We start from the raw sequence: 25,363 nt of genomic DNA on the forward strand, positions 1-25,363 counted from the left end.
CCGGAATCCGGGGACGCGCCGCGCCCCGGCGTGGTAGGCCGGGCCGTCCGGCGGGGCCGGCGGGTACCGGGCGGCCCGGTCCGCCGCGGCCGGGCGCCCCGGGCGGGGGGCGGCCGCGGTGGCGTACGGTCGTACCGGGCGTCCGGAGCGGGGCGGCGCCGCGGGGCACGTCGCCCCGGCCGGCACCGCGGGGCCCGGCAGCCGACCGCACGACTGCGACCGCACGGCCGCGGCAGCACGACCGCGGCAGCACGACCGCGACCGCACGACCGACCGAGGAACGGAACCCCCGAGGACCAGAATGGCCGAGCGCCCGTACGTCCTGCTCAGCGTCGCCACGTCCATCGACGGCTGCATCGACGACACCTCCGCCGACCGCCTGCTGCTGTCCAACGCCGAGGACTTCGACCGCGTCGACCAGGTCCGGGCCGAGTCCGACGCGATCCTCGTCGGCGGCAACACCCTGCGCCGCGACAACCCCCGCCTGCTGGTCAACAGCCCCGCGCGCCGGGCGGCCCGGGTCGCGGCGGGCAGGCCCGAGTACCCGCTGAAGGCCACCGTCACCGCGAGCGGTGACCTCGACCCCGGGCTGAACTTCTGGCACCACGGCGGCGAGAAGGTCGTCTACACCACCGACGCCGCCGCCCCGAAGCTCCGCGAGGCCCTGGACGGGCTGGCCGACGTCGTCGCCACCGGGCCCGCCGTCGACTTCCCGGCCGTGCTCGACGACCTCGCCGTGCGGGGGGTGGGGCGCCTCATGGTCGAGGGCGGCGGCAGCGTCCACACCCAGTTCCTCGCCCAGGGCCTGGCGGACGAGGTCCACCTCGCCGTGGCACCCGTCCTGGTCGGGAGGGCGGACGCGCCCCGCTTCCTCGGCCCCGCCGACTACCCGGGCGGCCCAACCCGCCGCCTGACCCTCCTCGAAGCCCGCACCGTCGGCGACGTGGTGCTCCTGCGCTACGCGCCCAAGGAGTCCTCGGCATGACCGACCCCACCCCGGCCGCCGTCCCCGGCCCGGCCTCCGGTTCCGCAACCGTTCCCGCTCCCGGCCCGGTGCCCGGCTCCGCCGGCGCGGACCGCCACTGGCTCCGGCTCGCCGTCGACCTGGCCCGGCTCTGCCCGCCCTCCGACACCGCCTTCTCCGTCGGCGCCGTGATCGTGGCCGCCGACGGAACCGAGCTCGCCCGCGGCCACAGCCGGGAGGGCGACCCGCACTTCCACGCCGAGGAGGCCGCCCTCGCCAAGCTCCCGCCCGGCGACCCCCGCCTCGCCGGCGCCACCCTCTACAGCTCCCTCGAGCCCTGCGCCGAGCGCCGTTCCCGGCCCCGCACCTGCACCCGGCTCGTCCTCGACGCCGGGATCCCCCGCGTGGTGATCGCCTGGCGCGAGCCGGACCTCTTCGTCACCGGCTGCCAGGGCACCCGGCTGCTCACCGGCGCCGGTGTCGAGGTGATCGAGATCCCCGAACTCGCCGACGGGGCGCGGGAACCCAACGCCCACCTCGCCGTCTGACCGAACCCCGGGCCGGGCGTCGGCCGGGCCGATGGCGGCCGGGCCGGGCGGACGTCGGCCGGGCCGGACGGGGGCCGGGTCAGGGCCAGACCAGGCAGTACAGCTGGTGGCCGTTCTCCCGGAGGCGGTGGGCGAACTGCTGCCACTCGTGCAGCATCTGGTAGATCACGAAGGCGTCGCGCGGTCCGCGACGGTCGGGCACGGTGGACCAGATGAACGCGGCGGCACCCAGCTCCTCCTCGCCGGCCCTGCGCAGCGGCTCCACGACGCTCGGCGGGAGCTTCACCACGGCGTAGTCGGGGTGCAGCACGACGAGTTCCAGCGGCGGCACCCTGGACGGAGGTATCCCCTCTATGCCGGTGAGCACCATGGCGGCCATGGTCTCCGGCTTGACCTTGGTGTACATGCCCTGGCCCAGCTCGTCCCCGCCGAGCTCCTCGGGACGCATCGTGGTCGGGACACGAGCGGCGCTGGCCCCGTCGGGCGCGCCGAAGTACTTGTAGGTCACCCCCACGCGGCCACTCCTGCTCCCACCCTCTTCGGTCCTTCTGCGACCGGTCTGCCTGCGCCTGCGCCGGGTGCGTCCCGCACCGGGGACGTCGTCGAACGGATCTCCCGCAGCGGGTTTCCCGGGGTAACGGGGTAGTGCGCGTCCGGGCTCCGAGTCGCCCGCCCCTTCGCCCAGCTCGTCACCGCGCTGCATTCCACTACCCGACCATCCGCAGACCCAACCGCGCAACCCGATCATCGTCTCAGATGAAGCACTTTGCGGGGACTGCGCAACGCCCGTCCGCACATCACGTTCGGGCTTTGAGAACATGGCGGTGTGACTTACCCGTATGAGGCTCCAGCTTCGCAGATTCTCTTCGACCGCGCGGCGGCCGTGACCCCCGGTGGCGTGAACTCTCCGGTGCGCGCCTTCCGCGCCGTGGGCGGTACGCCCCGGTTCATGGTGTCCGGCACCGGTCCGTACCTCACCGACGCCGACGGGCGCGAGTACGTGGACCTGGTGTGCTCCTGGGGGCCGATGATCCTCGGCCACGCCCACCCGCAGGTCACCGAGGCAGTCCACGCGGCGGTCTCCCGCGGCACCTCCTTCGGCACGCCCGGGCAGGGCGAGGTGGAGCTGGCCGAGGAGATCGTCTCCCGGATCGACCCGGTGGAGCAGGTGCGCCTGGTCAGCTCGGGCACCGAGGCGACGATGTCCGCCATCCGCCTGGCCCGCGGCTTCACCGGCCGCGCCAAGATCGTCAAATTCGCCGGCTGCTACCACGGCCACGTGGACGCCCTGCTGGCCGCCGCCGGGTCCGGTGTGGCCACTTTCGGCCTCCCCGACACCCCCGGCGTCACCGGGGCGCAGGCCGGCGACACGATCGTCCTGCCCTACAACGACCTGGAGGCGGTCGCCGAGGCGTTCCGCGCCAACGAGGGGCAGATCGCCTGCGTGATCACCGAGGCGTCCCCGGGCAACATGGGAGTCGTCCCGCCGCTGCCGGGCTTCAACGCCGGCCTGAAGGAGCTGTGCGAGGCCAACGGCGCGCTGTTCGTCTCCGACGAGGTCATGACCGGCTTCCGCGTCAGCCGGGCCGGCTGGTACGGGCTGGAGGGCGTGCGCCCGGACCTGATGACCTTCGGCAAGGTCATGGGCGGCGGCTTCCCCGCCGCGGCCTTCGGCGGCCGCGCCGACGTCATGGCGCACCTGGCCCCGGCCGGCCCGGTCTACCAGGCGGGCACGCTCTCCGGGAACCCGGTGGCCACCGCCGCCGGCCTGGCCCAGCTGCGGCTGTGCGACGACGCCGTCTACGCGACCGTCGACCGCGTGGCGGCCGAGGTGTCCTCGCTGGTCTCCGAGGCGCTGGCCAAGGAGGGCGTGGCGCACCGCGTCCAGACGGCGGGCAACATGTTCTCGGTGTTCTTCACCGAGGACGCGGTCACCGACTACGACGGGGCGCGGACGCAGGAGGCGTTCCGCTTCACGGAGTTCTTCCACTCGATGCTGGCGCAGGGCGTCTACCTGCCGCCGTCGGCGTTCGAGTCGTGGTTCGTCTCGTCCGCGCACGACGACGCCGCGGTCGAGCGGATCGCGGCCGCCCTGCCCGCCGCGGCCCGCGCGGCGGCCGGGGCCTCCCGGTGACGTCCGCAGCAGCGGCGGGAGCGGGGACGGGAACTGCGGCAGGAGCGGGGACGGCGGCGCGGGTTCGCGCCGCCGTCCGGCCGGGCACGAGCACCGACACGGTCATGACCAGGCACGTAAGTGAGGAGAAGCCCGGGTGAGTGAGCAGGACATCACGGTCGTCCACCTGATGCGGCACGGAGAGGTCGCCAACCCCGACGGCATCCTGTACGGGCGGCTGCCGGGCTACCACCTGTCCGACCTCGGCCGGGAGATGGCCGAGCGGGTCGCGGAGCACCTGGCGGGCCGGGACGTCGCGCACGTCGTGGCGTCCCCGCTGGAGCGGGCCCAGGAGACGGCCGCACCCATAGCCAGGGTGCACGGCCTGGAGACGGCCTCGGACGAGCGCCTCATAGAGGCGGCCAACGTCTTCCAGGGCAAGACCTTCGGCGTCGGGGACGGCTCCCTGCGCAGGCCGTCGCACTGGCGGCACCTGACCAACCCCTTCAAGCCGTCCTGGGGCGAGCCGTACGCCGAGCAGGTGGCGCGGATGAAGGCGGCACTGGACACCGCGCGGGACGCCGCGCGCGGGCGCGAGGCGGTGTGCGTCAGCCACCAGCTGCCGATCTGGATCCTGCGCTGCGCCGTCGAGCAGCGGCGGCTGTGGCACGACCCGCGCAGGCGGCAGTGCACCCTGGCCAGCCTGACCTCCTTCACCTACCAGGGCGACCGGATCGTCTCGGTCGGATACAGCGAGCCGGCGCGGGACCTGGTGCCGCCGCACCTGCTGGCCGGGGCCAAGCCGGTCAAGGGGCAGGCCAAGGGCTTCGGCGCCTGACGCCGGGGAGGGCCCCGGCCCTCCCGCCCGCCGGCCCTCCCCCCGCCGCGGCCCGCCGTCCGCGGCGGGCGGTGTCCGTTTCGTCCCGGGCGGCAGGGGAAGACGCGCGGTCGGAAGACGTCTCCGACCGTGAGGAACGTGAGAAACGTGGCCACTTCCCTGCAAGGCAAGACCGTCGCCTTCCTCGTCGCGCCCGAGGGGGTCGAGCAGGTCGAGCTCACCGGCCCCTGGCAGGCGGTCCTGGGCGCCGGGGGCGAGCCGAAGCTGGTCTCCGGCAAGTCCGGGCGCATCCAGGCCTTCCACCACTTGGACAAGGCGGACACCTTCCCCGTCGACACCACGTGGGAGGACGCCCGCGCCGCCGACTTCGACGCACTCGTCCTGCCCGGCGGCGTCGCCAACCCCGACTTCCTGCGGACGGACGAGAAGGCCGTCGCCTTCGCCAGGGGCTTCTTCGAGGAGGGCAAGCCGGTCGCCGCGATCTGCCACGCCGCCTGGACGCTGATCGAGGCCGACGTGGTGCGCGGCCGCACCCTCACCTCCTGGCCGAGCCTGCGGACCGACCTGCGCAACGCGGGCGCGACGTGGGTCGACGAGGAGGTCGAGGTCTGCACCGGCGGACCCAACACCCTGATCACCAGCCGCAGGCCCGACGACCTCAAGGCGTTCCAGGAGACCTTCGTCACGCAGTTCGCCGCAGCCGGTTCCTGAACCGGCGCCCCGCCGGGCGGACGGCCCCCGGCGGGGCGCTCCCGAAGCTCTTCCGGAGCTTCTCCGGAGCTCTTCCGGAGCCTTTCCGGGATCGACGGGGGGCGCCAGAGATCCCGTACGGGCGCATGCGAAACTTTTCACATGAGTTGGACGCAGGCACTCAGCCCCCGGCCGTTCCGCAGCGCCGCCGCACTCGCCGGTGCGGCCGCGCTCGTCCTCGCCCTCGCGAGCTGCTCCACGCCCTCGGACGACTCCCCCTCGGGGAGCTCCGGCAGCGGCGCGAACTTCGTCGAGGGCACCGGGGCGGTCACCAAGGTGCCCGTGGCCGAGCGGAAGAAGGCCCCGGACATCTCCGGCGAGACCGTCGACGGCGGTGAGCTGAGCCTGTCCGACTACAGGGGCAAGGTGGTCGTCCTCAACGTGTGGGGCTCGTGGTGCGCGCCCTGCCGGGCCGAGGCCAAGCACCTGGCCAAGGTCTCCGAGGACACCAAGGCCCAAGGGGTGCAGTTCGTCGGGCTCAACACCCGCGACATGGACACCGCCCAGCCGCGCGCCTTCGAACGCACCTACGGCATCGAGTACCCCAGCCTGTACGACCCGTACGGCAAGCAGATGCTGAAGTTCCCGAAGAACGCCCTGCCGCCGCAGACCATCCCCACCACGCTGATCATCGACCGCGAGGGCAGGATCGCCGTGCGCCTGCTCAAGGAAGTGGGCGAGGAGGAGCTCCGCAAGGCGCTCGACCCGGTGATCGCGGAGAAGGCATGAACCTCGCCGTCGACCTCGCCGCCACCGACCCCAACCAGACGGTCCTGACCGGGGCGCTGCTGCTCGCCGTGCCCGTCGCCGTGCTCGGCGGCCTGGTCTCCTTCTTCTCGCCCTGCGTGCTGCCGCTCGTGCCCGGCTACCTCTCCTACGTCACCGGCGTCTCGGGGATGGACATGGCCGACGCCAGGCGGGGCCGGATGGCGGCGGGGGCGTCGCTGTTCGTCCTCGGCTTCACCGCGGTCTTCGTCTCCGGCGGCGCGCTCTTCGGCGGCTTCGGCTCCACCCTGCAGGCGTACCGGGAGCCCATCTCCAAGGTGATGGGCGTCCTGGTGATCCTCATGGGGCTGGCCTTCATGGGACTGCTGAACGGCTTCGCGCAGCGCGAGTTCCGCTTCCACAACAGGCCCACGATGGGCCTGGCCGGGGCGCCGCTGCTCGGAGTGCTGTTCGGCATCGGCTGGACGCCCTGCATCGGCCCCACTCTCGTCGCGGTGAACTCGCTGGCCTTCAACGAGGCCAGCGCCGGGCGCGGCGCGCTGCTGACCGTCGCCTACTGTCTGGGACTGGGCCTACCGTTCCTGGTGGCGGCCCTGGCCTTCCGGCGGGCGCTGGGCGCGTTCTCCTGGGTCAAGCGCCACTACGCATGGGTCATGCGGATCGGCGGCGGGATGCTCGTCGCGGTCGGTGTGCTCCTGCTCACCGGCGTCTGGGACCGGATCGTCTACCAGATGCAGCTGTGGTCCGCGGACTTCACGATCGGAATCTGAGGACATGAGCACGACCAAGACCGACGCCGCCGAGGTCATGAGCAGCGCCCCGGCCGACGACACCGGCACCGGCGAAGGCCCCGGCGGCCCGCAGCTCGGCCCGGTCGGCTGGCTGCGCTGGCTGTGGCGGCAGCTCACCTCGATGCGGGTGGCCCTCGTCCTGCTCTTCCTGCTGTCCCTGGCGGCCGTCCCCGGCTCCCTGGTCCCGCAGGAGGGCTCGGACCCGGTCAAGGTCCAGGACTTCGTCGATCGGCACGAGACCCTCGGCCCGCTCTACGAGAAGATCGGGATGTTCCACGTCTACAGCTCGACGTGGTTCTCCGCCGTCTACATCCTGCTGTTCGTCTCCCTGATCGGCTGCATCGTCCCGCGCACCTGGCAGTTCGTGGGCGTCCTGCGGGCGCGGCCGCCGGCCGCCCCGCGGCGGCTGGAGCGGATGCCCGCCCACGCCCGGTGGAGCACCGACGCCCCCGCCGACGAGGTCCTGGCCGCCGCCCGCCGGATCCTGGGACGCCGCCGCTTCCGCACCGGGGCCTCCGACGGCTCCGTGGCCGCGGAGAAGGGCTACCTGCGCGAGGCCGGGAACCTGGTCTTCCACATCGCGCTGATCGTGATGCTGGTGGGCTTCGCCGCCGGGCAGCTGTACATGTCCGAGGGCACCAAGCTGGTCGTCGAGGGCGACGGTTTCGCCAACAACCTCACCCAGTACGACGACTTCAAGGACGGCAACCTCTTCGACCGCGACGACCTCGGGGGCTTCGGCTTCACCCTCGACGAGTTCACCGGCACCTACGAGCGCTCCGGCCCGCAGCGCGGCAGCGCCCGCGACTTCCGGGCGGACATCACCTACTGGGAGGCCGGGGGCGAGGAGAAGAAGGCCGTCGTCTCCTCCAACCACCCGCTGGAGGTCGCCGGCTACAAGGCCTACCTGACGGGCCACGGCTACGCCCCAGTGGTGACCGTCCGGGACGGGCAGGGCGACGTCGCCTACCGCGGCCCGGCGCCCTTCCTGCCGATGGACGGCAACGTCACCTCGCAGGGCGTCGTCAAGGTCACCGACTACGTCGGCAAGGACGGCGAGCGCGACCAGCTGGGCTTCTCCGGCATCTTCGTGCCCACCTTCGAGGGCGCGTCGGCGACCCGCGGCATGGTCTCGGCCTTCCCCGCCCTGGACAACCCCGTGCTCTTCCTGACCGCCTACCGCGGCGACCTGGGCGTGGACTCCGGGATCGCCCAGAACGTCTACCAGCTCGACAACGAGCGCATGGAGCAGTTCACCGACGCCGACGGCACCCCGCTGGCGCAGATGATGAAGCCCGGGGACACCATGGAGCTCCCCGACGGGGCCGGGTCGCTCACCTTCGAGCGCATCGACGAGTGGGCCACCTTCCAGGTCACCAGCAAGCCCGGGACCGATCTCGCCCTGGCCGGCGCGATCGCCGCGATCGCGGGCCTGAGCGGCTCCCTGTTCATCCAGCGGCGCCGCGTGTGGGTGCGCGCGACGCCGGACGGGCACGGCCGCACCGTCGTGGAGACGGCCGCCCTGGGCCGCAGCGAGTCCGCCCGGGTGGCGGAGGAGCTGGGCGACATCGCCGCACTGCTGCACAACGAGGCACCCGCCGTACCGGAACAGCAGCCTGAACAGCGGCCGGACACCGACCCGGACACCGACAAGGAGCGCGCGTGAACATCGCCGCCGCGGCCAACGAGAACATGGCCCAACTCAGCAACTACCTCGTGTACTCGGCCCTGGCCGTCTACACGCTCGCCTTCCTCGCGCACATCGCCGAGTGGGCGTTCGGCAGCCGGAGCCGGATCGCCAAGCAGTCCGCGGCGCTGACCGCGCAGGAGCAGGAGGCGAAGGCGTCCGCGGCCGCGCCCGCGGTCACCGTGCGCGCCGCCGGCGGCACCGCGACCCTGGAGCGGCCGAAGGTCGTCACCCGCAACCGCGGCCGGGACGTCGCCGACGGCCTCGGCGCGGCCGGCGAGGACGAGAAGGGCGAGCTCCTCGGCCGGATCGCGATCTCGCTGACCACCCTGGCCTTCCTGATCCACCTCGCCGGCGTGGTCACCCGCGGCCTGTCGGTGGAGCGCGCCCCCTGGGCCAACATGTACGAGTTCTCCACCACCTTCTCGATGGTGGCGGTGGGCGTCTACCTGGGCCTGCTGGCGGCGGGGAAGAAGGTCCGCTGGATCGGCCTGTTCCTGATCACCACCGTGCTGCTCGACCTCGGGCTGGCGCTGACCGTGCTGTACACCGAGTCCGACCAGCTGGTTCCGGCCCTGCAGTCGCCGTGGCTGATCGTCCACGTCGCCTGCGCGATCATCTGCGGCGCGTCCTTCTACGTCGGCGCCGTCTCCAGCCTGGCCTACCTGGTGCGCGACTCCTACGAGTCCCGCCTGGAGGCCGGCCGCACGATGCGCCTGTCGACCGTGTGGCGCCGCCTGCCCTCCGCCGCGACGCTCGACAAGCTCGCCTACCGGGTGAACGCGATCGTCTTCCCGCTGTGGACCTTCACCATCATCGCGGGCGCGATCTGGGCCGAGGCCGCCTGGGGCCGCTACTGGGGCTGGGACCCCAAGGAGACCTGGTCCTTCATCACCTGGGTCGTCTACGCCGCCTACCTGCACGCCCGCGCCACCGCCGGCTGGAAGGGCCGCAAGGCCGCCTACCTGGCGCTGATCGCCTTCGCCTGCTGGATCTTCAACTACTACGGGGTCAACATGTTCGTCACCGGCAGCCTGCACTCCTACGCCGGGGTCGAGTGACCCCTCCCGCCCCGGCCGGCCCCTCCCGCCCGCCCCGGCCGGGGCGGGCCCGGACCGGTGTGCGGACCGTCGTGCCCCGGGCCACAGTGGAGGTATGAACACTCCCGCGCACGGCACCGGCCCCGTCGGACACGACTTCGCGCAGGCCCCCGGCCGGGGCCCCGACTACGGCCGCTACGAGACACGCCCCGGCGGGGTGCACGTGCTGGGCTACGAGCGCAGCTTCGAGCACCCCGTCGAGCGCGTCTGGGCGGCGGTCACCGATCCCGAGCTGATGGGGGACTGGCTGGCCGAGGCGGAGGTCGACCTCCAGGAGGGCGGCACGGTAGAGCTGCGCTGGCTGGACACCGACAGCGAGGGCAGGCACACCGTGGCCACCGGCCGGATCACCGCCCTGGTCCCGCAGCGCCTGGTCGAGTACACGGTCAGCGTGCACGGCGTACTGCGCTTCGAACTGCGGCCCGAGGACGGCGGCACCCGGCTGAGCTTCACCTGCGAGATGCCCGGCTCCGACAGCTACCTGCGGGAACGCCTGGCGGGCTGGCACATGCACCTGGACCTGCTGGCCGACGCCCTGGGCGGCGGCACCGCCAGGCGGGCCCACTGGTTCCCGCAGCGCCTGCAGAAGCTGTTCGAGGTCTACGGGGCCGCGGGCCCGGCGTTCGAGCACCCCCGCGACCGCCGCGACCGCTGAGCCGCGCCCGGGACCCCCGGGACCCCCGGGACCCCCGGGACCCCCGGGAACCCCAGGCCCCCGGTCAGCCCTTGGCGCCGCCGGCCCCTCCGGTGCCCCCGGTGCCGTCCTCGTCGCTCTCCTGCTCCTCGTCCTTCTCCTTGCCCAGGGAGCGCAGGAACTCGGGGTTGTCGTCCGGGGCGATCCACTGCCGCTGCTCGCGCGGCCGGGCCCCGTAGGCGCGGGAGGAGGAACGCGGACGGCCGACGGCCAACCAGGCGACCGGGCCGATCAGGACCTGGCCGAACAGCAGGATGATGAAGACCCAGGCGAGCTTGGGCAGCTTGCGCACCTGGTCCTCGGGCGTGTTCAGGCAGTCGATGAACGTGTAGATCCACAGCGCCAGCACCAGCAGGAACGGCAGATACCTGAGCATGGAGGAAGGTGCCCCTCGACTAGCGGCGGAGGGTCGTGCAGCAACCCTGTCTCCCTCACAGGTTAGTCGGTGGCGGATACTGTCCCTCATGGCATACGACGATCTCCGCTCGTTCCTGCGCGCACTCGAGAGGGACGGCGACCTCAAGCGGATCAAGGCCGAGGTGGACCCCTACCTGGAGGTCGGTGAGATCGTCGACCGGGTGAACAAGGCCGGCGGTCCGGCCCTGCTCTTCGAGAACGTCAAGGGCTCGGACATGCCCCTGGCGATGAACGTCTTCGGCACCGACCGCCGCACCCTCAAGGCGCTCGGCCTGAAGTCCTACGACGACATCGGCGAGAAGATCGGCGCGCTGCTGAAGCCGGAGCTGCCGCAGGGCTTCACCGGCATGCGGGAGGCGTTCGGCAAGCTCGCCGGCATGGCGCACGTGCCACCCAAGAAGGTCAAGGGCGACCAGGCGCCCGTGCAGGAGGTCGTGCTCACCGGGGACCAGGTGGACCTGGACCGGCTGCCCGCGCTGTTCACCTGGCCGCAGGACGGCGGCGCGTTCTTCAACCTCGGCCTGACGCACACCAGGCACCCCGAGACCGGGGCGCGCAACCTGGGCCTGTACCGGCTGCAGCGCCACGACCGCCGCACCATCGGCATGCACTGGCAGATCCACAAGAACTCGCACAACCACTACCAGGTCGCCGCCCGGCGCGGCGAGCGGCTGCCCGTGGCGATCGCCTTCGGCTGCTCGCCGTCCGTCACCTACTCCTCGACGGCCCCGCTGCCCGACGGCATCGACGAGTACCTGTTCGCCGGCTTCCTGCAGGGCAGGCGGGTGGAGATGGTCGACTGCAAGACCGTGCCGCTGCAGGTCCCGGCCAACGCCGAGGTGGTCCTGGAGGGCTGGCTGGAGCCGGGCAGGATGCTCCCCGAGGGCCCCTTCGGCGACCACACCGGCTTCTACACCCCGCAGGAGCCGTTCCCCGCGCTGACGATCGACTGCGTCACGATGCGCCGCCGGCCGCTGCTGCAGTCCATCGTGGTCGGCCGGCCGCCGACCGAGGACGGGCCGCTGGGGAAGGCCACCGAACGGTTCTTCCTGCCCCTGCTGAAGATCATCGTCCCGGACATCGTCGACTACGACCTGCCCGAGGCCGGCGGCTTCCACAACTGCGCGATCGTCTCGATCGACAAGAAGTACCCCAAGCACGCGCAGAAGGTCATGCACGCCATCTGGGGCGCCCACATGATGTCGCTGACCAAGCTGATCATCGTGGTGGACTCCGACTGCGACGTGCACGACTACCACGAGGTGGCCTGGCGGGCGTTCGGCAACACCGACTACAGCCGCGACCTGACCGTCGTGGAGGGCCCGGTCGACCACCTCGACCACGCCTCCTACCAGCAGTTCTGGGGCGGCAAGGCCGGTATCGACGCGACCCGGAAGCTGCCCGAGGAGGGCTACACCCGCGACGGCGGCTGGCCGGAGATGGTGGTGTCCGACCCGGAGACCGCCGAGCGGGTCACCCGGCGCTGGAAGGAATACGGACTGTGAGCGGCGAGGCGGGCACCGGGACCGGGGCCGCGCCCGGGGCCGCGTCCGGGGCCGCGTCCGGGACCGGGGCGGCGCCCGGCACGGGCCCGGCGCGGGGGAAGGTCAAGGGCTTCCTGCGGGTGGTGATGATCGAGCACTCGGTCTTCGCCCTGCCCTTCGCCTACATCGCGTCCCTGACCGCGATGTTCCTGGCCGACTCCCGGGTCCACTGGACCGAGCTGCTGCTGGTCACCGTCGCCATGGTGGGCATGCGGACCTTCGCGATGGCGGCGAACCGGATCATCGACCGGGAGATCGACGCCCGCAACCCGCGCACCGCCGGCCGCGAACTGGTCACCGGCGCGGTGTCGGTGCGCACCGCCTGGACCGGCGCCCTGGCGGCGCTGGCCGTCTTCCTGGCCGCCGCGGCGCTGCTCAACCCGCTGTGCCTGATGCTGGCACCGCTCGCCGTGGTGCCGATGGTGGTCTACCCCTACGGCAAGCGGTTCACGAACTTCCCGCACGCGATCCTGGGCCTGGCCCAGGCGATCGGCCCGGTCGGCGCCTGGCTGGCGGTGACCGGGGCCTGGTCGTGGGAGGCGGTGGTCCTGGGGCTGGCGGTCGGCGTCTGGATCGGCGGTTTCGACCTGATCTTCGCCTGCCAGGACGTGGCCGCCGACCGGGCGCACGGCGTGAAGTCGGTGCCGGCCCGGTTCGGCATCGCGGCCGCCCTGTACGGCGCACGGGCCTGCCACGCGGTGACCATGGGCCTGCTGGCCTGGTACGGGCTGCTCACCGGGGCCGGCGCCCTGTGGTGGGCCGGGCTCGCGGTGGCGGCGGCGGCCTTCGTCTACGAGCACTCCATCGTGCGGCCGGGGGACCTCTCCCGGCTCAACCGGGCGTTCTTCACGGTCAACGGCGTGATCGGGATCGTGCTGTTCGTGTTCGCCCTGCTGGACCTGGTGGTGCGCGGCCTCGGCGTGTGAGCCGCGCCGGGCCGGGGCGTGCCGGGTGTGCCGGGTGTGCCGGGCCCGGTGCGGTCCGGAACCGGGAGGGCCGGGCCCGGGGCGGATACGGCTCAGCCGGCCACCGGTGCGGACGCCGGAGCGCCGACCGCCCGGCGGCGGAAGACGAAGGCCGCGAGCACCCCGCCGGCCAGGCCGAACAGGTGCCCCTGCCAGGAGACGCCCTCCGCGCTGGGCAGCACCCCCCACAGGATCGACCCGTACAGGACCGCGACCACGGCGCCGATCGCCACGTCCGTCGGCCGGCGGTCCACGAAGCCCCGCACGACCAGGTAGCCGAACAGGCCGAAGACCAGGCCGGAGGCGCCGGCGGTGTTGGTGCCGGCCGGGGCGATCAGCCACACGCCCAGCCCGCTGACCACGACGACCAGGCCCGCGATGCCGACGAACCGGCCGATCCCGCGCAGGGCGGTCAGGAAGCCCAGGACGAGCAGCGGGAGGCTGTTGGCCGCCACGTGCTCGAAGCCGAAATGGGTGAAGGCGGCCGGGACGACGTCGGCGAGCTCGTCGACGCGGCGCGGCACGATGCCGTAGCCGTCGAGGGAGTGCCCGGAGGCGGTGTCCACGGCCTCCAGGATCCACAGCAGCGCCACCATGCCGAGCATCAGCAGCCCCGCGGCCTTCGCCCCGCCGGGCCTCGTCGTCGTTCGGTGTGCCACGGCCAGTCCCCCGGTTCCGAGCGGTCGGTGCGCGCCCGCGCACTTCCTTACACCGTAGAGAACGCCCGCGGCATCTGTCCGGGTTCCGTCGGACACCTGCCGGGATAGGCTCGCGGAGTGGAGCAGCACGACCGGTCCGGCCCCCGAGGCCGGCACGAGCAGCACGAGCAGTCCGGACGGCACGGGGATCCCGGACGGCAGGAGCGGGACGGCCGCGGCGGCCGGGTCCGCCGTCCGTGGGTCGTCGGGGTCTCCGGCGCGTCCGGCACCCCCTACGCGGCCGCGACGCTGCGCGCGCTGCTGGACGCCGGCGAGGCGGTGGACCTGGTGGTCAGCCGGGCGGCCCGGCTGACCGTCCTGGACGAGACGGGAATCTCCTTCCGGGACGGGCACTGGCGCGACGACCTCGCCGGCTGGCTCGCCCGCGGCGCCGACGGCAAGGACCACTTCGCCCCGGACCTGTCCGACGTGCGGTACTGGCCCGCCGGGGACCTGGCGGCCGGCCCCTCCAGCGGCTCGTACCCGGCCAAGGGCATGATCGTCGTCCCCGCCAGCACCGCGTCGGTGGCCGGGATCGCGCTGGGCCTGTCCAAGGACCTGCTGCAGCGCGCGGCGAGCGTGACGCTCAAGGAGCGCAGGGCGCTGGTGGTCGCGGTCCGCGAGACCCCGCTGTCCGGGCCGACGCTGCGGCAGATGGTGGCGCTGGACGAGGCGGGCGCGGTGGTGCTGCCGGTCTCGCCCGGCTTCTACGCCGGCGCCTCGCACATCCAGGACCTGGTGGACTTCGTGGCCGGCCGGATCCTGGACGCGGTGGGGGTGCCGCACGCGCTGTACCGCAGGTGGGAGGGCGAACTCGGCGCCCACGGCTGATCCGTGGGCAGGGGAATGGTGGGCGGGACGGCCCGCTTGCCTTAGATTCTCTATCGGAATCCGGATTCGTGGTGAGAACGAAAGGCTCCAGCTCATGGACGCGGTGGACAGGCAGCTCATCCAGGCCCTGCGCGAGAACGGCCGGGCCTCCTACGCGGAGCTGGGCCGTCTGGTGGGACTCTCCGGTCCCAGCGTGACGGACCGCATCAACCGCCTCGAACAGGCCGGGGTGATCACCGGCTACCGGGCCACCGTCGACCCCGCCTCCCTCGGACTGGGCGTGACCGCCCTGGTCGGCCTGCAGCTGTCGGACGCCGCCGACCACGAGGAGGTCGCCGAGCGGCTGCGCGACCTAGACGAGATCGAGGACTGCTGGTTCATCGCCGGGGACGACTCCTACATGCTCAAGGTCCGCGTGGCGAACGTGGACGGCCTGGAGAACACGATCCGCAGGCTCACCGGCACCAAGGGCGTCTCCCGCACCCGTACCACCGTCGTGCTCTCCGCCAAGTGGGAGAGCCGGGTCGGGCCGCTGCCGGAGAACGTCTGACGGGACCGCCGGGCGGGTGCAGGACGGCCGCCGGGCGGGTGCCCGGGTGGGTGCCCGGAGGCCCGGGGGCGGAGGAGTACGCTCAAGGCTGCTGTACGCAGGAGGACGATGTGGAGGACGGGCGCATGGACGCTGGGCTCAAGCGCGAGCTGGAGGCAAAGGTCTTCGCCGGTGAGCGGCTGACCCGTGAGGACGGCATCGCCCTCTACGAGTCCGACGACCTGGCCTGGCTCGGCGGTCTGGCGCACCACGTGCGGACGCAGAAGAACGGCGACGCCGTCTACTTCAACGTCAACCGCCACCTGAACATGACGAACGTGTGCACCGCCTCGTGCGCCTACTGCTCGTTCCAGCGCAAGCCGGGCGAGAAGGACGCGTACACGATGCGCATCGAGGAGGCCGTCCGCCTCGCCAAGGCGATGGAGAACGAGAACCTCACCGAGCTGCACATCGTCAACGGCCTGCACCCCACCCTGCCGTGGCGCTACTACCCGCGCTCCCTCAAGGCCCTCAAGGAGGCGCTGCCGAACGTCTCCCTCAAGGCGTTCACCGCCACCGAGATCCACCACTTCGAGACGATCTCCGGCCTGTCCGCCTCGGAGATCCTCGACGAGCTGATCGAGGCCGGCCTGGAGTCGCTGACCGGCGGCGGCGCGGAGATCTTCGACTGGGAGGTGCGGCAGCACATCGTCGACCACCGCACCCACTGGGAGGACTGGTCGCGCATCCACCGCCTGGCGCACTCCAAGGGCCTCAAGACTCCGAGCACCATGCTCTACGGCCACATCGAGGAGCCGCGCCACCGCGTGGACCACGTGCTGCGGCTGCGCGAGCTGCAGGACGAGACCGGCGGCTTCCAGGTCTTCATCCCGCTGCGCTACCAGCACGACTTCGTCGACATGAAGGACGGCAAGGTCCGCAACCGGCTCCAGGCCCGCACCACCATGGCGACCGGCGCCGAGGCGCTGAAGGTCTTCGCCGTCTCCCGGCTGCTCTTCGACAACGTGCCGCACGTCAAGGCGTTCTGGGTCATGCACGGCCTGTCCACCACGCAGCTGGCGCTCAACCACGGCGCCGACGACATGGACGGCTCGGTCGTCGAGTACAAGATCACCCACGACGCGGACAGCTACGGCACCCCCGACAAGCTCACCCGCGAGGACCTGCTGGGGCTCATTCGCGACGCCGGCTTCCGCCCGGTGGAGCGCAACACCCGCTACGAGACGGTGCGCGAGTACCCGGGGCCGGACCCCGACCGCCGGGAGTCGCCGCAGCCCATGCGGGTCTGAACCGCCGCCCCTCCGGGGGCGCGACGCCGGCGCCGAGGGGCCCCGGCGGGCCCGGCGGGCCCGGCGGGACCCTCGCGCCGGGTACGTCCGGGCCCGTGTTTCACTTGAAGTGCCGAACCGCATCCCCAGGACGGAAGAGTCGAAGTGAGCAGCAAGTCGCACGCCGCCCTCCGCTACACCGCGATGCGCCTGGGCGTCTTCGTCCTGTGCTTCTTCGCCGTGTGGGCCCTGACCGCCTTCGGGATCCTCCCGGCCGGTGTCGGCGAGTCCAATTTCCTGTGGGTGATCCTCCTCGCCCTGGTGATCTCCGCACCCCTCAGCTACGTGCTGCTGCGCAGGCAGCGCGAGGAGATGTCGGTGCAGATCGCGGAGCGGATGGAGAACACCAAGCAGCGCATCGCCGCCAACCGCAGCCAGGAGGACGAGGCCGACGACGCCGCCAGGAACACCCGCGGCTGAGACCCGCATCACAGCGCAACTGCGCCCCGCCGTGGAATGAACGTCCACGAGCGGGGCGTTGGTGCTTTCCCGAAGGTGTGAACCACAGTCGGCCTTCGAACGCATCGGATTTCGCTGTTGCCGTGACAGACACCCTCTTCAGCGGCACGTCGGCGGACCCCCGCCACCCCCTGGAGGACCCGTGACACCGACCGCTCCCGAGCCCGGTCCGTCCGTACCGCGGACGCGCACACGCATGCCCCGGGTGCCCTTCTGGGCGCAGATCGTCGCCGGCCTCGTCCTGGGCGTCCTGCTCGGCTGGATCGCCCGGAGCAGCGACACGGCCTGGCTGACCACCGCCCTGGAGAAGACCGGCGGCATCTTCGTCCAGCTGCTGAAACTGGTCGTGGCCCCCCTGGTCTTCGCCGCCATCGTGGTGAGCATCACCAACCTGCGCAACGTCACCGACGCGGCCCGCCTCGCCACCCGCACCCTCCTGTGGTTCCTGGTCACCTCGCTGATCGCCGTGCTCATCGGCATCGGCCTGGGCCTGGCCACCGACCCGGGCGCCGGCACCGGCCTGACCCCGGCCGACGGCTCGAAGCCCGAGACCACCGGCTCATGGCTGGACTTCCTCACCGGCATCGTCCCCACCGACGTGATCACGCCGTTCACCGAGCTGAAGGTGCTGCAGATCGTCTTCATGGCCGCCGTCACCGGCGCCGCCCTGCTGAAGATCGGCGAGAAGGCCCGCCCCCTGCTCATCCTGGGCGAGTCCGTGCTGGAACTGCTGCAGAAGGCCCTGTGGTGGGTCATCCGGCTCGCCCCGCTCGGCACCCTCGGCCTGATCGGCAACGCGGTGGCCACCTACGGCTGGGACCTCGTGCGGCCCTACGCGACCTTCACCGTCGACGTCTACGTCGGCTGCGCCCTGGTGATGTTCGTCGTCTACCCGCTGCTGCTGGCCGTGTTCGCCCGGGTCAGCCCGCTGCAGTTCTTCAAGGGGGCCTGGCCGGCCATCCAGCTCGCCTTCGTGTCCCGTTCCTCGGTCGGCACCATGCCGCTCACCAAGCGGGTCACCGAGCGCCTCGGCGTTCCGGCCGAGTACGCCTCCTTCGCCGTGCCGTTCGGCTCCACCACCAAGATGGACGGCTGCGCCGCCGTCTACCCGGCGCTCGCGGCGATCTTCGTGGCCGAGGTCTTCGGCATCGACCTCGGCGTCGCCGACTACGTGCTCATCGCCTTCGTCTCGGTCGTCGGGTCCGCGGCCACCGCCGGCCTCACCGGCGCCACCGTGATGCTCACCCTGACCCTGTCCACGCTGGGCCTGCCGCTGGAGGGCGTCGGCCTGCTGATGGCCGTCGACCCGATCCTGGACATGATGCGCACCGCGACCAACGTCGCCGGCCAAGCGGCCGTGCCGGTCGTCGTCGCGGCCCGCGAGGGGATCCTGGACCGCGAGGCGTACGGCAGCGCCCACACCTCCCCGCTGGACGACGAGCCCGCGGGCGCGCCCGCCCCGCAGGCCGCCTGACGGCCCCCGGGCACTCCCCGCCCGGTCCCGCCCGGGCCCGCCCGCCGGCCCCGGTCCGCCCCCGCCGCGGGAGCGGACCGGGGCCGGGCCGCGGGACCCGTAAGCTGACACGACGTTGGACCGGCCTGCGGAGGTTGCGGAGTTGGGCGGTAGGAAGCGGGTGCCCCGGCACGTGCGCGAGCAGCAGATGCTCGACGCGGCGGTGCGCACCTTCGCGGAACGCGGCTACCGGGCCGCCTCCATGGACGACATTGCCGAGGCCGCGGGCGTCTCCAAACCGCTGGTGTACCTGTACCTGAACTCCAAGGAAGACCTGTTCACCGCCTGCATCCGCCGGGAGTCCGACGCCCTGGAGGCGGCCGTGCGGGCGGCGGTCGAACCCGGCGCGGCCCCCGACCGGCAACTGTGGAAAGGACTGCACGGGTTCTTCTCCCACGTCGCCGATCACCCGTACGGGTGGGCCGTCCTCCACCGGCAGGCCCGCACCCACGGTGAGCCGTTCGCCGCGGAGGTCCAGCTGCTGCGGGACAAGCTGGTCGACCTGGTGACCGGCCTGATAGCGGACGCCTTCAGCCGCGCCGCGGTGCCCGCCGCCGATCCCGCCCCCGATCCCGACTCCGCCGCCGATCCCGCCTCCGGCTCCGCCCCCGGGGGGCTGCCCGAGGAGGAGGTCGCCGCGCTGGCGCACGCCCTGGTCGGGGCGGCGGAGTCCCTGGCGATCCGGGAGAACGGCAGGCCCGGCCGGTCGGCCGAGGACGCCACGTCGACGCTGATGAACTTCGCCTGGGCCGGCCTGGACGGCCTCATGAACGGACGGCGCTGGTCGCCGGACCGCTGAGGACGGGGGAAGGCCGGAAAGGGCGGTGGAGTACCGGGGCGGGCGGGGCGCCGGCCGGGCAGTGACCGCCGGAAGGGCGCCGGAAGGTCGCCGGAAGGGCAGGAGCCCCCGTGCCGACGAGCGGCGCGGGGGCTCCTTGGTGAAGCGGTGAGGCGCGATCAGGCAGGCGTGACGTTCTCGGCCTGCGGGCCCTTCGGGCCCTGCGTGACGTCGAAGGTCACGGGCTGGTTCTCCTCGAGCGAGCGGAAGCCCGACGCGTTGATCGCGGAGTAGTGGACGAAGACATCGGGACCGCCGCCGTCCTGGGCGATGAAGCCGAAGCCCTTTTCGGCGTTGAACCACTTGACGGTTCCGGTAGCCATAACATTCTCCTTGGCACAGGGACGCCGGATATTCACCCTGTGCGAATATCCGGTTCGCTGCTGTTTCCGCCCTGCTCCAGAACCCCCGGGAAGAGCCTGAAAACACAAAACCCTGCGGTCACATGCTCCGCAGGGTTTGAGTACTGCAAGGGAAAGCAAACTGCAACTTGCTTCGAGCGTAGCACGGGGGATGATCGCGTGGAAGGGGAAAAAATCCGGCGCGCCGCACCGCCCGCGCCACCGCTCCGCCGACCGCCCGCCGGCCCTGCGGACGGACCGCGAACAGGCCCTGCGGGCCGCGGGGGAACGGACTTGGGGACGGCCGCGGGCCGCGGGGCGGGAACGTCCCCGGGCCGGCCCGCCGCCACCCGGGCCGCGGTCCGGGCCCGGGCAGGACTAGCCTGCCGGACGTGGACATTTCCTCGCCGCGGCCCCGGGTCGGCCACATCCAGTTCCTCAACTGCCTGCCCCTCTACTGGGGCCTCGCCAGGACGGGCACCCTGCTCGACCTGGACCTGACGAAGGACACCCCGGAGAAACTCAGCGAACAGCTCGTGCGGGGGGAGCTGGACATCGGGCCGATCACCCTCGTGGAGTACCTGCGCAACGCCGACAGCCTGGTGGCGCTGCCCGACATCGCCGTCGGCTGCGACGGCCCGGTGATGTCCTGCGTCGTCGTCAGCCAGGTGCCGCTGGACCGGCTGGACGGGGAGAAGGTGGCCCTGGGCTCCACCAGCCGCACCTCGGTCCGCCTCGCCCAGCTGCTGCTGGCCGAGCAGTACGGCGTCCGGCCGGACTACTACCGCTGCCCGCCCGACCTGGGGCTGATGATGCAGGAGGCGCAGGCTGCCGTCCTGATCGGCGACGCGGCCCTGCGCGCGTCCCTGCACGACGCCCCCCGCCTCGGCCTGGAGGTGCACGACCTGGGGCTGATGTGGAAGGAGTGGACCGGCCTGCCGTTCGTCTTCGCCCTGTGGGCGGTGCGCAGGGACTTCCTGGCCCGCGAGCCGGAGATCGTGCACGCGGTGCACAAGGCGTTCCTGGCCTCGCGCGACCTGTCCCTGGTGGAGGTGGCCAAGGTCGCCGAGCAGGCCGCGCGCTGGGAGGCGTTCGACGCCGCGCTGCTGGAGAAGTACTTCACGACCCTCGACTTCTCCCTGGGGGCGGAGCAGCTCAGGGGCATCGAGGAGTTCGCCCGCAGGGTGGGGGCCACGACGGGGTTCTCCCCGGAGGCGAAGGTGGAACTCCTGTAGGCGGAACGGCCCCGCCGGGCCCCGCCGGGGACCCGGAGAGGCCGAACGGCCCCTGGCGTACGCTGGAGCGGTCGTTGCCCCCTGTCCGGAAGGGACCCTCCCACGGTGCCCGAGAACGCCGACCTGCAGCCTGTCCTCGACCGCGCCGCGGCGGGCGGCCGCATCACCCCGGACGAGGCACTGGAGCTGTACCGCTCCGCCCCCCTGCACGCCCTGGGCGCGGCGGCGGACGCGGCCCGGCGCCTCCGCTACGCCGGCACCGAGCACATCGCGACGTACATCATCGAGCGGAACATCAACTACACCAACGTCTGCGTGACCGCCTGCCGGTTCTGCGCCTTCTACGCCCCGCCGAAGAGCGACAAGGGCTGGACGCGCGACCTCGACGACATCCTGCGCCGCTGCGCGGAGACCGTCGAACTGGGCGGCACCCAGATCATGTTCCAGGGCGGCCACCACCCGGACTTCGGCGTCGAGTACTACGAGGAGCACTTCTCCGCGATCAAGGAGCGCTTCCCGCAGCTGGTCATCCACTCCCTCGGCGCCTCCGAGGTCGAGCACATGGCCCGCATCTCCAAGGTGTCGGTGGAGGAGGCGATCAGCCGGATCCACGCGGCCGGCCTGGACTCCTTCGCCGGGGCCGGCGCCGAACTCCTCCCGGAGCGGGCCCGCAGGGCCATCGCCCCGCTGAAGGAGTCCGGCGAGCGCTGGCTGGAGATCATGGAGACCGCCCACCGCCTGGGCGTGGAGTCCACCTCCACCATGCTCATGGGCACCGGCGAGACCAACGCCGAGCGGATCGAGCACCTGCGGATGATCCGCGACGTGCAGGACCGCACCGGCGGCTTCCGCGCCTTCATCCCGTACACCTACCAGCCGGAGAACAACCACCTGAAGGGGCAGACGCAGGCCACGCAGTTCGAGTACCTGCGGATGATCGCGATCGCCCGCCTCTTCCTGGACAACGTGGCCCACATCCAGGGCTCGTGGCTGACCACCGGCAAGGAGATCGGCCAGCTCTCCCTGCACTACGGCGCCGACGACCTCGGCTCGGTGATGCTGGAGGAGAACGTCGTCTCCTCGGCCGGCGCGAAGCACCGCTCCAACCGGCTGGAGCTGCTCCACCTCATCCGCACCGCCGGACGGGTCCCCGCCCAGCGCTCGACCACCTACGAGCACCTGGTCGTGCACGACGACCCGGCGCACGACCCGGTCGACGACAAGGTCGTCTCCCACCTGTCCTCCACCGCGATCGAGGGCGGCACGGCCCACCCCGAGCTGAAGCTCGTCGACGCCGACTGACCCGCGCGGGAGCCGCCGCATGCTGACCGTCCACGCCGCCCCCGTCGTCCAGGCCTCCGCCACCGCCCTGCCCCTGCCGGACGGTGCGGTGGCCGTCGAGGACGGCAGGGTCGTCTCCGTCGGGCCGCTCGCCGACCTGACGGACCAGTACCCCGGGGCGCGGGTGCGCCACTGGCCCGGGGTCCTGCTGCCCGGACTCGTCAACCGCAGCGGGCACGCCCTGCTGGAGGAGGCCTACCACCCGGACCCGCGCGAGGCCGACGAGCTCGGCACCCTTCCCCTGCGCGGGGAGGCGCTGGCGGCCCTGGGGATGACCGAGGAGCGCTGGGGCGCCGGTGCCCGGCGCGGGCTCCAGCGGATGATGAGCCACGGCGCCACCGCCGTCTCCGGGCCCTTCCACCGCCCCGCCGTGCGTACGGCGGTGGCCCGTTCCGGCCTCGTCGTCGTCCCCCGGGAGGCACCGCCCGGCGTCCCCGCCCGCCTCCCGGCCCCCGGGGAGGGGCCGGCCGAACTCGCGCCGCTGGCCATGGGCCACCCGCGCTCCGTGCTGGGCGGGGCGCTCGCGCCCGGCGCCCGCGCCGACCTGGCGGTCTTCGACGTCCCCGTCGACCGCGACGCCGTCGTGCGCGCCGCGGAGGAGGGCCTCAACGCCCTGTGGGACGTGCTGAGCGAGTACGGTTCCGGCGCCCCGGCCCGCGCCGCCACGGCCACGGTCCTGGGCGGCCGCCTCGTCCACCGCCTGCGGTGAACCCGCCGCGGCCCGCCCCCGGTGCGCCGCGTCCCCGCCGCGGCCCGGCCGCCGCGCCTCCCTCGGACCCCTGAGCCCCGCGGCGCCCCCCGACGGTGAACAATGGGCAGCGTGACCCGAGCCTCCCTGGACAAGCAGCCGCAGGAAGTCGCCCAGATGTTCGACGGCGTGGCGGCCAAGTACGACCTCACCAACGACGTGCTGTCCCTGGGGCAGGCCCGGTTGTGGCGCAGGGCCGTCGCCCGGGCCGTGGACGCCCGCCCGGGCATGCGCGTCCTCGACCTCGGGGCCGGCACCGGCACCTCCTCCCTGCCCTTCGCCGAGGCCGGGGCGGACGTCGTCCCCTGCGACTTCTCCCTCGGCATGCTGCGCGAGGGCAAGCGCCGCAACCCCTGGCTGCCGCTGACCGCCGGCGACGCCACCCGCCTGCCCTTCGCCGACGACGCCTTCGACGCCGTCACCATCTCCTTCGCCCTGCGCAACGTCCACGACCCGGACGCCGCCCTGCGCGAGATGCTGCGGGTGACCAGGCCCGGCGGCCGGGTCGTGGTCTGCGAGTTCAGCCACCCCACCTGGGCGCCGTTCCGCACCGTCTACACCGAGTACCTGATGCGGGCCCTGCCGCCGGTGGCCACCGCCGTCAGCAGCAACCCCGACGCCTACGTCTACCTCGCCGAGTCGATCCGGGCCTGGCCGGACCAGCCCGCCTTCGCCCGCCGCATGCAGCAGGCCGGCTGGGGCAAGGTCGCCTGGCGGAACCTCACCGGCGGCGTCGTCGCCCTCCACCGCGCCACCGCACCCTGAACGGCCCTGCCCTGAACGGCCCTGCCGGGGGCGGGTGGTGACGCGGGCCGGGGCATGACGCGGGACCGTCCGTGACGCGGCGGGAGGGCCGTTCCGCCGGCGCGCGGACGGCCCTCCCGCCTCCCGTACGCCGCGAACACCCGACCGCGCGCCGCGAACACCCGTTCCCGAAGCCCCCGGTGGCCGCCCGACCGCCTCTCGGCAGGGGGTCGGCGGCCTCATAGACTCGACCAGCCGAACCCTGAACAGCCGAACCGCCCGACGGGAGAACCGCCGTGTCCGAGTCCCTCGCCTCCGACCGCAGCGCCGATGTGATCGTCGTCGGGGCCGGCCCCGCCGGTTCGGCGACCGCCTACCACCTGGCCAGGGCAGGGCTCGACGTCCTCCTCCTGGAGAAGACCGCCTTCCCGCGCGAGAAGGTGTGCGGCGACGGCCTGACCCCGCGCGCCACCAAGCAGCTCGTCGGCATGGGCATCGACATCTCCGAGGAGGCCGGCTGGCTGCGCAACAAGGGCCTGCGGATCATCGGCGGCGGGCACCGCATCCAGTTGGACTGGCCCGAGCTGTCGGCCTACCCGAACTACGGACTGGTGCGCCGCCGCGAGGACTTCGACGAGATGCTGGCCCGCCAGGCCCAGAAGGCCGGCGCCCGCCTGTACGAGCGGTGCAACGTCGGGTCCCCCATCCTGGACGACCGCACCGGGCGGATCATCGGCGTCGAGGCCAAGCTCGGCGAGGAGAAGGCCCCCGCCTCCTTCCACGCCCCGATCGTGGTCGCCGCCGACGGCAACTCCACCCGGCTCTCCCTCGGCATGGGCCTGCACCGCCGCGAGGACCGCCCGATGGGCGTCGCCGTGCGCACCTACTTCACCTCGCCCCGGCACGACGACGACTACCTCGAGTCCTGGCTGGAACTGTGGGACCGGCGCGGCCCCCAGGACCGCCTGCTGCCCGGCTACGGCTGGATCTTCGGCATGGGCGACGGCACCTCCAACGTCGGCCTGGGCATCCTCAACAGCAGCAGCGCCTTCAAGGAGCTGGACTGGCGCGAGGTCCTCAAGGCCTGGTGCGCCTCCATGCCGGAGGAGTGGGGCTACTCCGAGGAGAACATGACCGGCCCCATCCGCGGCGCCGCCCTGCCGATGGCCTTCAACCGGCAGCCGCACTACACCCGCGGCCTGCTGCTCGTCGGCGACGCCGGCGGCATGGTCAACCCGTTCAACGGCGAGGGCATCGCCTACGCGATGGAGTCCGGTGAGATCGCCGCCCGGGTCATCGTCCAGGCACACGCCCGCGCCACCGCCGCCCAGCGCGAACTGGCCCTCCAGAGCTACCCGCGGGTCCTCAAGGACACCTACGGCGGCTACTACACGCTCGGCCGGGCGTTCGTGAAGCTCATCGGCAACCCGACGGTCATGAAGATCGCCGCCCAGCGCGGCCTCTCCCACCCCCTGCTGATGAAGTTCACCCTCAAGATGCTCGCCAACCTCACCGACCCCACCGGCGGCGACGCCATGGACCGCATCATCAACGGCCTGGCCAAGGTCGCCCCCCGCGCCTGACGCCCTTCCCCCTGCCC

25 protein-coding genes and 1 pseudogene are annotated in these 25,363 nt (G+C 72.7%); 22 read left to right on the forward strand and 4 right to left on the reverse strand.

Annotated features, from left to right (window positions below):
• The first annotated feature begins 301 nt into the window (after positions 1–301).
• Positions 302–1,512 (forward strand): annotated as a pseudogene (locus tag GQS52_RS14465) (dihydrofolate reductase family protein).
• A 79-nt stretch (positions 1,513–1,591) separates the two neighbouring features.
• On the opposite strand, the gene GQS52_RS14470 reads toward GQS52_RS14465, so the two are convergent.
• Positions 1,592–2,026, reverse strand: coding sequence for a hypothetical protein (locus GQS52_RS14470; RefSeq protein ID WP_182313835.1), 435 nt, complete (start codon positions 2,024–2,026; stop codon positions 1,592–1,594).
• A 312-nt stretch (positions 2,027–2,338) separates the two neighbouring features.
• On the opposite strand from GQS52_RS14470, the gene hemL reads away from it, so the two are divergent.
• From hemL to GQS52_RS14510, 8 genes are all read left to right on the forward strand, one after another.
• Positions 2,339–3,646, forward strand: coding sequence for a glutamate-1-semialdehyde 2,1-aminomutase (hemL, locus tag GQS52_RS14475; RefSeq protein ID WP_182313836.1), 1,308 nt, complete (start codon positions 2,339–2,341; stop codon positions 3,644–3,646).
• A gap of 169 nt (positions 3,647–3,815) precedes the next feature.
• Positions 3,816–4,463, forward strand: coding sequence for a histidine phosphatase family protein (locus tag GQS52_RS14480; RefSeq protein WP_182316450.1), 648 nt, complete (start codon positions 3,816–3,818; stop codon positions 4,461–4,463).
• A gap of 138 nt (positions 4,464–4,601) precedes the next feature.
• Complete coding sequence (locus GQS52_RS14485) at positions 4,602–5,174, forward strand: type 1 glutamine amidotransferase domain-containing protein (RefSeq protein ID WP_275946474.1); 573 nt, start codon at positions 4,602–4,604, stop codon at positions 5,172–5,174.
• A 141-nt stretch (positions 5,175–5,315) separates the two neighbouring features.
• Positions 5,316–5,942: a TlpA disulfide reductase family protein gene (locus tag GQS52_RS14490; protein ID WP_182313838.1), complete on the forward strand. Its 627-nt coding sequence runs from the start codon at positions 5,316–5,318 to the stop codon at positions 5,940–5,942.
• A complete protein-coding gene (locus GQS52_RS14495) occupies positions 5,939–6,709 on the forward strand; it encodes a cytochrome c biogenesis protein CcdA (RefSeq protein WP_182313839.1) in 771 nt (256 codons plus the stop codon). Before GQS52_RS14490 ends, GQS52_RS14495 begins: the two co-directional genes overlap by 4 nt.
• Positions 6,710–6,713: 4 nt before the next feature.
• Positions 6,714–8,396, forward strand: coding sequence for a cytochrome c biogenesis protein ResB (locus GQS52_RS14500; RefSeq protein ID WP_182313840.1), 1,683 nt, complete (start codon positions 6,714–6,716; stop codon positions 8,394–8,396).
• Positions 8,393–9,478 (forward strand): c-type cytochrome biogenesis protein CcsB, encoded by a 1,086-nt coding sequence (ccsB, locus tag GQS52_RS14505; RefSeq protein ID WP_259370781.1) that lies wholly within the window; start codon positions 8,393–8,395, stop codon positions 9,476–9,478. Before GQS52_RS14500 ends, ccsB begins: the two co-directional genes overlap by 4 nt.
• 94 nt (positions 9,479–9,572) lie before the next feature.
• Positions 9,573–10,172: an SRPBCC family protein gene (locus GQS52_RS14510; RefSeq protein ID WP_182313841.1), complete on the forward strand. Its 600-nt coding sequence runs from the start codon at positions 9,573–9,575 to the stop codon at positions 10,170–10,172.
• Positions 10,173–10,236: 64 nt separating this feature from the next.
• Here GQS52_RS14510 and GQS52_RS14515 read toward each other — a convergent pair whose 3' ends face one another.
• A complete protein-coding gene (locus GQS52_RS14515; RefSeq protein ID WP_182313842.1) occupies positions 10,237–10,587 on the reverse strand; it encodes a PLD nuclease N-terminal domain-containing protein in 351 nt (116 codons plus the stop codon).
• Between the two features lie 88 nt (positions 10,588–10,675).
• Between GQS52_RS14515 and GQS52_RS14520 the strand changes: the two genes are divergently transcribed.
• On the forward strand, positions 10,676–12,133 hold the full coding sequence (locus GQS52_RS14520) for a menaquinone biosynthesis decarboxylase (protein ID WP_182313843.1): 1,458 nt from the start codon (positions 10,676–10,678) through the stop codon (positions 12,131–12,133).
• Positions 12,130–13,098: a menaquinone biosynthesis prenyltransferase MqnP gene (mqnP, locus tag GQS52_RS14525; protein WP_182313844.1), complete on the forward strand. Its 969-nt coding sequence runs from the start codon at positions 12,130–12,132 to the stop codon at positions 13,096–13,098. The genes GQS52_RS14520 and mqnP overlap by 4 nt, the downstream gene beginning before the upstream one ends.
• Before the next feature lie 92 nt (positions 13,099–13,190).
• Here the strand turns inward: mqnP and GQS52_RS14530 are convergent, their stop codons facing one another.
• Positions 13,191–13,742: a rhomboid family intramembrane serine protease gene (locus GQS52_RS14530; protein WP_182316452.1), complete on the reverse strand. Its 552-nt coding sequence runs from the start codon at positions 13,740–13,742 to the stop codon at positions 13,191–13,193.
• A 171-nt stretch (positions 13,743–13,913) separates the two neighbouring features.
• Between GQS52_RS14530 and GQS52_RS14535 the strand changes: the two genes are divergently transcribed.
• The 6 genes from GQS52_RS14535 to GQS52_RS14560 all read left to right on the forward strand — a co-directional run bounded on the left by GQS52_RS14535 (position 13,914) and on the right by GQS52_RS14560 (position 19,315).
• Positions 13,914–14,666 (forward strand): UbiX family flavin prenyltransferase, encoded by a 753-nt coding sequence (locus GQS52_RS14535; RefSeq protein ID WP_182313845.1) that lies wholly within the window; start codon positions 13,914–13,916, stop codon positions 14,664–14,666.
• 94 nt (positions 14,667–14,760) lie between these two features.
• Entirely contained in the window at positions 14,761–15,216 is a 456-nt protein-coding gene (locus tag GQS52_RS14540) for an Lrp/AsnC family transcriptional regulator (RefSeq protein ID WP_182313846.1), read from the forward strand.
• Positions 15,217–15,341: 125 nt separating this feature from the next.
• Entirely contained in the window at positions 15,342–16,505 is a 1,164-nt protein-coding gene (gene mqnE / locus GQS52_RS14545; protein WP_182313847.1) for an aminofutalosine synthase MqnE, read from the forward strand.
• Between the two features lie 144 nt (positions 16,506–16,649).
• The gene (locus tag GQS52_RS14550) at positions 16,650–16,964 is read left to right on the forward strand and encodes a DUF4229 domain-containing protein (RefSeq protein ID WP_259370782.1); all 315 of its coding nucleotides are present in this window, start codon (positions 16,650–16,652) and stop codon (positions 16,962–16,964) included.
• A 235-nt stretch (positions 16,965–17,199) separates the two neighbouring features.
• Positions 17,200–18,477 (forward strand): dicarboxylate/amino acid:cation symporter, encoded by a 1,278-nt coding sequence (locus tag GQS52_RS14555; protein WP_182313848.1) that lies wholly within the window; start codon positions 17,200–17,202, stop codon positions 18,475–18,477.
• Between the two features lie 187 nt (positions 18,478–18,664).
• Positions 18,665–19,315, forward strand: coding sequence for a TetR/AcrR family transcriptional regulator (locus GQS52_RS14560; protein WP_182316454.1), 651 nt, complete (start codon positions 18,665–18,667; stop codon positions 19,313–19,315).
• A 158-nt stretch (positions 19,316–19,473) separates the two neighbouring features.
• Here the strand turns inward: GQS52_RS14560 and GQS52_RS14565 are convergent, their stop codons facing one another.
• Positions 19,474–19,677, reverse strand: a complete 204-nt coding sequence (locus GQS52_RS14565; protein WP_182313849.1) for a cold-shock protein — start codon at positions 19,675–19,677, stop codon at positions 19,474–19,476.
• Between the two features lie 410 nt (positions 19,678–20,087).
• Here GQS52_RS14565 and GQS52_RS14570 point away from each other — a divergent pair, with 410 nt between their 5' ends.
• The 5 genes from GQS52_RS14570 to GQS52_RS14590 all read left to right on the forward strand — a co-directional run bounded on the left by GQS52_RS14570 (position 20,088) and on the right by GQS52_RS14590 (position 25,346).
• The gene (locus GQS52_RS14570; RefSeq protein ID WP_182313850.1) at positions 20,088–20,930 is read left to right on the forward strand and encodes a menaquinone biosynthesis protein; all 843 of its coding nucleotides are present in this window, start codon (positions 20,088–20,090) and stop codon (positions 20,928–20,930) included.
• Positions 20,931–21,035: 105 nt separating this feature from the next.
• The gene (gene mqnC / locus GQS52_RS14575) at positions 21,036–22,232 is read left to right on the forward strand and encodes a cyclic dehypoxanthinyl futalosine synthase (RefSeq protein WP_182313851.1); all 1,197 of its coding nucleotides are present in this window, start codon (positions 21,036–21,038) and stop codon (positions 22,230–22,232) included.
• Positions 22,233–22,251: 19 nt separating this feature from the next.
• Positions 22,252–22,980, forward strand: coding sequence for a hypothetical protein (locus tag GQS52_RS14580; protein ID WP_182313852.1), 729 nt, complete (start codon positions 22,252–22,254; stop codon positions 22,978–22,980).
• A 111-nt stretch (positions 22,981–23,091) separates the two neighbouring features.
• Entirely contained in the window at positions 23,092–23,784 is a 693-nt protein-coding gene (locus tag GQS52_RS14585; protein WP_182313853.1) for a demethylmenaquinone methyltransferase, read from the forward strand.
• Between the two features lie 275 nt (positions 23,785–24,059).
• On the forward strand, positions 24,060–25,346 hold the full coding sequence (locus tag GQS52_RS14590; protein WP_182313854.1) for a geranylgeranyl reductase family protein: 1,287 nt from the start codon (positions 24,060–24,062) through the stop codon (positions 25,344–25,346).
• The last annotated feature ends 17 nt before the right edge of the window (positions 25,347–25,363 follow it).

The organism is Streptomyces sp. SCUT-3 (assembly GCF_014083985.1).
GTDB classification, from domain to species: Bacteria; Actinomycetota; Actinomycetes; order Streptomycetales; family Streptomycetaceae; genus Streptomyces_H; species Streptomyces_H thermolineatus.

Bases quoted from the DNA above. Each gene is read 5' to 3' on its own strand.
- GQS52_RS14480 (WP_182316450.1), top strand. From the start codon at position 3,816: ATGCGGCACGGAGAGGTCGCCAACCCCGACGGCATCCTGTACGGGCGG.
- GQS52_RS14490 (WP_182313838.1), top strand. From the start codon at position 5,316: ATGAGTTGGACGCAGGCACTCAGCCCCCGGCCGTTCCGCAGCGCCGCC.
- GQS52_RS14495 (WP_182313839.1), top strand. From the start codon at position 5,939: ATGAACCTCGCCGTCGACCTCGCCGCCACCGACCCCAACCAGACGGTC.
- GQS52_RS14500 (WP_182313840.1), top strand. From the start codon at position 6,714: ATGAGCACGACCAAGACCGACGCCGCCGAGGTCATGAGCAGCGCCCCG.
- GQS52_RS14510 (WP_182313841.1), top strand. From the start codon at position 9,573: ATGAACACTCCCGCGCACGGCACCGGCCCCGTCGGACACGACTTCGCG.
- GQS52_RS14515 (WP_182313842.1), bottom strand. From the start codon at position 10,587: ATGCTCAGGTATCTGCCGTTCCTGCTGGTGCTGGCGCTGTGGATCTAC.
- GQS52_RS14520 (WP_182313843.1), top strand. From the start codon at position 10,676: ATGGCATACGACGATCTCCGCTCGTTCCTGCGCGCACTCGAGAGGGAC.
- GQS52_RS14530 (WP_182316452.1), bottom strand. From the start codon at position 13,742: ATGCTCGGCATGGTGGCGCTGCTGTGGATCCTGGAGGCCGTGGACACC.
- GQS52_RS14540 (WP_182313846.1), top strand. From the start codon at position 14,761: ATGGACGCGGTGGACAGGCAGCTCATCCAGGCCCTGCGCGAGAACGGC.
- mqnE (WP_182313847.1), top strand. From the start codon at position 15,342: ATGGACGCTGGGCTCAAGCGCGAGCTGGAGGCAAAGGTCTTCGCCGGT.
- GQS52_RS14555 (WP_182313848.1), top strand. From the start codon at position 17,200: ATGCCCCGGGTGCCCTTCTGGGCGCAGATCGTCGCCGGCCTCGTCCTG.
- GQS52_RS14560 (WP_182316454.1), top strand. From the start codon at position 18,665: ATGCTCGACGCGGCGGTGCGCACCTTCGCGGAACGCGGCTACCGGGCC.
- GQS52_RS14565 (WP_182313849.1), bottom strand. From the start codon at position 19,677: ATGGCTACCGGAACCGTCAAGTGGTTCAACGCCGAAAAGGGCTTCGGC.
- GQS52_RS14580 (WP_182313852.1), top strand. From the start codon at position 22,252: ATGCTGACCGTCCACGCCGCCCCCGTCGTCCAGGCCTCCGCCACCGCC.